We start from the raw sequence: 6,892 nt of genomic DNA on the forward strand, positions 1-6,892 counted from the left end.
AAATTCTTTATGAAAAAAGAGCCATTTTTTGGTGTTGTAAAATATACCGCCCTCGGGTTTATGTTGGGCGTTATCTTGATCATACTGGGAATGGTGCTGAATTATGTAAACGGTTTTAAAGGCCCCTGGTTTCACATATTTGAATTTGCCCCCGATTTTGTAATCATCGTTTTTTCTCCCCTTTTCTTAAGTATGCTTTTTTATTTTATCGGTTTTAAAAAAGAGCAACTGATGTTGTTTAACCGTGAAATAAAGCAAAGTTTATCGCAGGAACAAAGCATCAGTTCTGCAGCGGATATGCAGCTTCGGCTCCTGGCAAAAGTGGTAGCGCAGGTAAATGAATCGATCGTGATTTCAAACGGACTTGGTTTGGTTGAATGGGTAAATGATGGCTTTACAAGAAATTGCGGATATACCCTGGAAGAAGTGCGTGGAAAAAACTTGAATGATGTTTTGCATGGTCCGTTCACCGATCAGACGGCCGTAAAGCGAATGGTTCAGCATTTGCTCAGGGGTGAAGCTGTTACAGAAGAGTTATTGGTATACCATAAGGATGGAGAAGCCATCTGGCTGTCGGTAAGCATTAAACCTATCTGTGATGATACCGGGGAAATACTGAATTTTATTGCGATACATAAAAATGTTACGGGTCGTAAAGAAAAAGAAATCGCGATTGAATCCCTGTATAAAGAAGTGTCGGAATATAAGTTTGCACTGGACCAGTCGGCCATTGTAATTGTGTTTAACAACAAAGGAAAAGTTATTCATGTAAACAGGAAATTTTGCGAACTGAATGAAATGGCGGAAGATGAATTGCTGGGAAATGATTACCGGACCATCAGCCTGAGTATGCGTAATAAGGCGGTAGTACGACGTATATTGACCAAGCTGCTGGATGGTAAAACCTGGAAAGGAGAATTGGTTAACCGCAACAGCAATGGTAAATCTTACTGCGTTGATACTACCATCGTGCCTTTAATGGATGCGCAGGGAAGGCCAAACAGATTTTTGGCTATTCAGCAGGATATTACCGAACGTAAAACATTGCAGGTACAGTTAATCCGCAATAAAAATAAACTGCAGCAGGCAATGCAAATTGCACGGCTGGGTACCTGGGAAATCTCCCCGAATGGCACATTGACAGTTTCAAGGGAGTTGCGGTTGTTGTATCAACTGCCGTTGGATGGCCCCGTTGGGATGGAAGATATTTTTAGTAAAATGCCGCAGGAAAGTATTGAAACCATTAATGCAGGCCTCGCCAAATGCTGCGTTACCTTGCAAAAAATAGAAGTGGAATTTCGGATCCTGTTGGATGGAAAGGAACACTACATGATGTCGAATATCAATCCGTTTATAAACAGCAATGGTGCATTTAACGGCACATTTGGTACGGTGCAGGATATAACAGAAGCAAAATTAGCTGGCATTGCCCTGAGGAAAAGTGAAGAAGAAAAAGCGGCAGTATTAAATAATACACAGGCAATTATTTGCCTGCATGATATGAATGGTGTGTTGCTGGATATCAATGCCACAGCGGAAAAATTGACCGGCTATACAAAAAAAGAAGTAGTAGGGGTAAATATTAAACTGATTTTGCCCGATGAATACCAGGATGATTTTGATGCCTACATAGAAGCCATTACCAAACAAGGTACGGCCAGGGGTACGCTGGAGATTTACACAAAAAGCCGTACTAAAAGAGTGTGGCTCTATCAAAATACCGTGTATGAAAACAATGGTAACAGCCCCTATGTAATTGCCAGTGCCATTGATATAACAGAATCAGTATCGGCGCAAAAAGAAATCGCAAGACAGCAGCAATTTATAAGGCAGATAATAGACAATAGTCCCAACGTAATTTTTATGCTGAACGAGCAGCGTCAGATTATGCTTGCCAATCAAACGTTTGCTAAATTTTATCCTTACAATCAAAATGAAATTCCCGAGGCGGAAAGCATTTCTTCGGGAGCCGGCGATATTTTCCTGGGTGATTTAGATAAGCTTTTTGAACTGGAAGAAGGGCAAATGATAAGGGTAGAAGGCAGCGTCAAAAATCCCGAAACCAAATCCTTATCCTGGTTTAGTATTATCAACAAATGTTTTTATGACCGGAATGGGCTAAAATATATACTGGGTTTTGGAATGGATATCACCGGCCGGCACCAGGTGGAGTCTGACTTGCTGGCAGCCAATGAAATGGTTGAAAGATCGCTGAAGGTAAAGGAGCAATTTATCAGCAATATGAGCCACGAAATACGGACGCCCTTGAACGCGGTAATCGGTTTTAATGATTTACTTTCGGATACCCCCTTAAATGAGGAACAGGCAGAGTATGTTGACATAATCAAAACAGCTTCGGGCAACCTGCTTGCACTCATCAATAACGTACTCGACTTGTCTAAAATAGAATCCTGCAATTTATCACTCGAAAGCCTGCCAATTGATATCCCTAAAATAGTGCGGGACGTAATGAAAATACTTGGCCCCAAAGCAACGGCAAAGGGCATCAGGGTAAACACCTATATAGACGAAAAGATTCCATCAAAAGTGATGGGGGACGAGTTAAGGCTGACACAAATATTATTAAACCTGCTGGGCAATGCGGTTAAATTCACCGATACCGGCAGCATTGATGTTACCTGTAAACTGGCGCAGGGCACCGATAAGAAGAAAGACTATATTTCTTTCTCCATTACAGATACAGGTATAGGCGTTGAGAAAGATAAGCAGAAAAGTATTTTTGAAAGATTTACACAGGCTAACAGCGATACCCAAAGATTATATGGCGGTACCGGGCTTGGATTAAATATCACGAGGAGCCTGGTAGACCTGTACGGCGGTAACCTCAACATGAAAAGCGAACCTGGTAAAGGCACTACTTTTAATTTTATTCTGCCATTTAAAAGATATGTGGAATCAAAAGGGTTGCTGCTTACTCAGGCAATAACAAATGATAATGTTTTGTCTGTAAATACCAACCGGCCCATTCATATTTTACTGGCAGAAGACAATATGGTGAATGCCCTGCTGGCAACCAAAGTGCTCACGATGAAAGGGTTTACTGTAGTGCATGTTATCAACGGGCTGCAGGCTTTGGATGCACTGCAGCAACAATATTTTGATGTTGTGCTGATGGATATTCAAATGCCTGTAATGAATGGAATTAGTGCGGCAGGCCATATCCGGGCTTTACCAGGCCGGCTCGCAAGCATACCCATCATAGCAATGACGGCACATTCACTGAACGGGGAAATGGAAAATTGTTACAAGGCAGGTATCAATGGCTACATAGCAAAGCCATTTAAACCCAACGACTTGTTTAACAGTATTATTGAATCGATCAAAAAAGATGAGATCATTGACAGAAGCATACTAACACAACTGAATATTAAATAACAACACAAATTACCTTTATCTATAAATACACAACTATGAATGCCACGCCCATCACCATCGACCTCAGCTACCTCTATTCATTGACAGGGGGTGATAAGTCTTTTGAACAAATCCTGTTAATCGGCACCGTAGAAGACGTGAATATTAAAGTTACTTCGCTGAAAGATTCATGGCAAAAACGAGATCCGGAAGCCATAAGAAAGAATGCCCATTCGCTGGTGTCCTTATCTGCCATTGCCGGTATGCCCGAAGTGGAAAGATGGAGCAGGATCATTGACCAGACTTTTGCTGATGGCGAATTTCACCCCGAACTGGAAGTGCTGGCACAAAATATTATTACCGGCTGGCCAGATGCGCAATCGGCGCTAAACAAGGTTATTGAAGCCAACTAAAATAGGCCAGCTGCTTTAACCTGCTGCCACGGGTTATAGCAGCTCCATGTCTTTACTACTTCATTGTACCATGCTGCAATGAATGCATCCTGTATTTGCAATGGCCTCTTCTGATTGAAGTAAACTTTAACCGACTCCTTTTTTACAACAGCATGCTGCAGGTTCACTTTAACCATTTATCAGGTGGAATTGATTGTGATGTACTCTTCCTTTTTGTTACCGGCGCGGTACAATTTATGCAGGTGAAAAAAAGTGGATAGTAAACTTTGGTATCCTGCTGTAGTAAAATTCCTATTGTATAGGGGAATTCTTAAAACTGGAAGCCTTCCAAAAACCAAAGCGCAATTTTATATTCGGAAAAGCGTTGGAATTATGCAGTGCGTGTGCACTACACTAACCATTTTATTCCATGCATTCTTACAAAATATTTATCGTTGAAGACGACCTGTGGTACGGCGAAATACTGGAATACCAGCTTTCACTTAATCCGGATTATGAAGTAAGCCGTTTTACAACAGGTAAGGAATGCCTGGCAAATATGCATAAACATCCGGACCTGATTACCATTGATTTTTCTTTACCTGACTATACCGGTGATGTACTGTTTGAAAAAATAAGGCGGGTAAATGACAGCGTGCCGGTAATTATGATCAGCGGCCAGGAAGATATTGTGGTGGCGGTAAAAATGCTGAAATTAGGTGTGACGGATTACCTGGTAAAAGATGAAAATACAAAAGAGATTTTATGGAATTCTGTTATCAAGGTAAGGGAAACCAGCAAATTGAAAAAAGAAGTGGCAGGGTTAAGGGAAGAGTTGGGACAAAAATTTTCATTTGATAAGAGTATCAAAGGCCAAAGTCCTGCGCTGAACAGGATATTTGCGTTAATGGAGAAGGCTTCCAAAACAAATATCAATGTATCCGTAACCGGCGAAACCGGTACCGGCAAAGAGGTTGTGGCAAAAGCCATTCATTATAACAGCGAGCGTAAACGCAAACCTTTTGTTGGCGTTAACATGGCGGCTATACCCAGGGAATTAATAGAGAGTGAATTGTTTGGCCATGAAAAGGGTGCATTTACCGGGGCTGTATCAAGAAAGGAAGGCAAGTTTGAAGAGGCTAATGGCGGCACTATTTTTTTGGATGAAATTGCTGAACTGGATCTTAGTTTGCAAAGCAAAATTTTGCGTGTGTTGCAGGAAAGGGAAATTATAAGGGTAGGCGGAAATGAAAAAGTGAAGCTGGATGTAAGGCTGATAATCGCCACCCATAAAAATCTTGGCGAAGAAGTAAAAAAAGGAAACTTCAGGGAAGATTTATATTACCGCATCATAGGTTTACCCATTGAGTTACCGCCCCTGCGGGAAAGAGGAAGCGATGTACTGATATTAGCTAAACATTTTGCCGATGAATTTTGCAGGGATAATAAACTGGCCTCTATTGCTATTGCCGGCGATGCCAAAGAAAAATTGATGCGGTACAATTATCCCGGTAATGTAAGGGAGCTAAAAGCAATTATTGATCTGGCCGTTGTAATGAGTAACGGGCAGGAAATTATATCCGATGATATTTCCTACGGTTCATCAGCCAATGATGAAAACTTTATCAATGAAGAAAAAACGCTTCGCCAGTACACCTGTTTTATTGTAAAGCACTTTTTAAAAAAGTACGACAATGATGTGTTGCTGGTAGCTGACAAACTGGATATCGGCAAATCAACTATCTATAAAATGATTCAGCAAAAAGAAATTGTTATTTAAACCTTGTATAACATGCTGTAACCTCAACTGCTTTGGTTATTGCAGTTTTTTATTTCTATGTCACACCGCCAGCATCCAGTAAACGAGCAAGACCGGTTATCAGCTTTAAAAGAGCTGAACATTATAGATACTGCTCCAGAGCAGGATTATGATGATATCGTTCGGCTCGCTTCTCAAATTTGTAAAACGCCCATTTCGTTAATTACTTTGCTTGATGAGCAGCGCCAGTGGTTTAAGGCAAATCATGGGATGGCGGCAACACAAACTCCCCGCGATATTTCATTTTGCACCCACGCCATCCGTCAGGGGGATATTATGATTGTGCCCGATGCTTCAAAAGATGAACGCTTTACAGTTAACCCGCTTGTTACCGGTGATCCCGGCATCAGGTTTTACGCCGGCGTTCCCATTCACTCCGAAGCCGGTTTTCCGTTAGGAACCTTGTGTGTTATAGATCATAAACCACATACACTTACCAGCGAACAGGTATTTGCGCTGCAAGTGTTGGCAAAGCAAGTTCAAAAGCTTTTGGTGCTGCGGGCAAAAATTGGCGGGATGGAAAAGGCAGAAGCAATATTAAAGATCCGGGAAGAAAAATACCGGCGCATTATAACCAACATGCACCTGGGGTTACTGGAGGTAGATAGGGATGAAAAAATTCTTTTTGCCAATGAAAGTTTTTGCGAGATGAGCGGTTATCAATTTGAAGAACTAAAAGGGAAAACACACAGTAATTTTTTTATTGGTGGCGAAACAAGCACTCTGCTGAAAAATAAAAATGAAACGGAAACAAATATTGTAGAAGATGCTTTTGAAATTGCAGTAAAAAATAAAAACGGACAGGTAAGGTGGTGGCTGATTAGCGGTGCGCCCCGTTTTGATGATGCGGGACAGTTGAATGGCTATATCGGGATACACCTGGATATCACGCGGCAAAAAAAGCTGGAACTGGAACTGACAGAAGCCAGGGAACATGCGGAAGACTCTACCCGCAGCAAAGAAATTTTTCTTGCCAACATGAGTCACGAAATCCGTACACCCATGAACGCCATTGTAGGCATGGCTAACCAGCTGGCAAAAACTACGCTTGATACCAAACAACTGTTTTATCTTGATACCATTCATGCTGCTTCAGAAAACCTGCTGGTTATTATCAACGATATTTTGGATCTTTCAAAAATTGAAGCTGGTAAATTACAGTTAGAAAGAATTGGCTTTGATCCGAGATAAATAATGCAAAGGGCTATACGTGTGCTTGGGCATAAGGCCTAAGAAAAAGGAATCACTATCACCAGTGAAACATATGATTAAGCTATATACCCGGTTTTAATAGGCGATCCCTTAA

Annotated in this window: 4 protein-coding genes; all 4 read left to right on the forward strand. The window is 41.4% G+C overall.

Annotated features, from left to right (window positions below):
• Positions 1-9: 9 nt before the first annotated feature.
• The 4 genes from JWR61_RS03785 to JWR61_RS03800 all read left to right on the forward strand — a co-directional run bounded on the left by JWR61_RS03785 (position 10) and on the right by JWR61_RS03800 (position 6,777).
• Complete coding sequence (locus JWR61_RS03785) at positions 10-3,396, forward strand: PAS domain S-box protein (RefSeq protein WP_301926526.1); 3,387 nt, start codon at positions 10-12, stop codon at positions 3,394-3,396.
• A gap of 35 nt (positions 3,397-3,431) precedes the next feature.
• Complete coding sequence (locus JWR61_RS03790) at positions 3,432-3,788, forward strand: hypothetical protein (protein WP_290335796.1); 357 nt, start codon at positions 3,432-3,434, stop codon at positions 3,786-3,788.
• A 409-nt stretch (positions 3,789-4,197) separates the two neighbouring features.
• Positions 4,198-5,547, forward strand: a complete 1,350-nt coding sequence (locus tag JWR61_RS03795) for a sigma-54 dependent transcriptional regulator (RefSeq protein ID WP_301926527.1) — start codon at positions 4,198-4,200, stop codon at positions 5,545-5,547.
• A gap of 57 nt (positions 5,548-5,604) precedes the next feature.
• On the forward strand, positions 5,605-6,777 hold the full coding sequence (locus tag JWR61_RS03800; RefSeq protein WP_301926528.1) for a PAS domain S-box protein: 1,173 nt from the start codon (positions 5,605-5,607) through the stop codon (positions 6,775-6,777).
• The last annotated feature ends 115 nt before the right edge of the window (positions 6,778-6,892 follow it).

It is taken from the genome of Ferruginibacter sp., from assembly GCF_028288465.1.
Classification (GTDB): Bacteria; Bacteroidota; Bacteroidia; order Chitinophagales; family Chitinophagaceae; genus Ferruginibacter.

What these genes read in the sequence shown, in the direction of transcription:
- JWR61_RS03785 (WP_301926526.1), top strand. Translation starts at nt 10, where the DNA reads ATGAAAAAAGAGCCATTTTTTGGTGTTGTAAAATATACCGCCCTCGGG.
- JWR61_RS03790 (WP_290335796.1), top strand. Translation starts at nt 3,432, where the DNA reads ATGAATGCCACGCCCATCACCATCGACCTCAGCTACCTCTATTCATTG.
- JWR61_RS03795 (WP_301926527.1), top strand. Translation starts at nt 4,198, where the DNA reads ATGCATTCTTACAAAATATTTATCGTTGAAGACGACCTGTGGTACGGC.
- JWR61_RS03800 (WP_301926528.1), top strand. Translation starts at nt 5,605, where the DNA reads ATGTCACACCGCCAGCATCCAGTAAACGAGCAAGACCGGTTATCAGCT.